We start from the raw sequence: 264 nt of genomic DNA, 5'->3' as shown, positions 1-264 counted from the left end.
GCACGGAGCTTGCTCTGGTGGCGAGTGGCGAACGGGTGAGTAATATATCGGAACGTACCCAGGAGTGGGGGATAACGTAGCGAAAGTTACGCTAATACCGCATACGTCCTAAGGGAGAAAGTGGGGGATTCGCAAGAACCTCATGCTCATGGAGCGGCCGATATCTGATTAGCTAGTTGGTAGGGTAAAAGCCTACCAAGGCAACGATCAGTAGCTGGTCTGAGAGGACGACCAGCCACACTGGAACTGAGACACGGTCCAGAC

Annotated in this window: 1 rRNA gene; it reads left to right on the top strand. The window is 53.8% G+C overall.

The window, feature by feature from the left end:
- Positions 1-264: ribosomal RNA gene (locus GTP46_RS29260) — 16S ribosomal RNA — on the top strand; the annotation flags it as partial.

Origin of the sequence: Duganella flavida (genome assembly GCF_009857445.1) — a bacterium.
GTDB classification, from domain to species: domain Bacteria; phylum Pseudomonadota; class Gammaproteobacteria; order Burkholderiales; family Burkholderiaceae_D; genus Rugamonas; species Rugamonas flavida.
The sequence above is the reverse complement of the archived record's forward strand: the minus strand, read 5'-3'. Positions and strand labels throughout refer to the sequence as shown.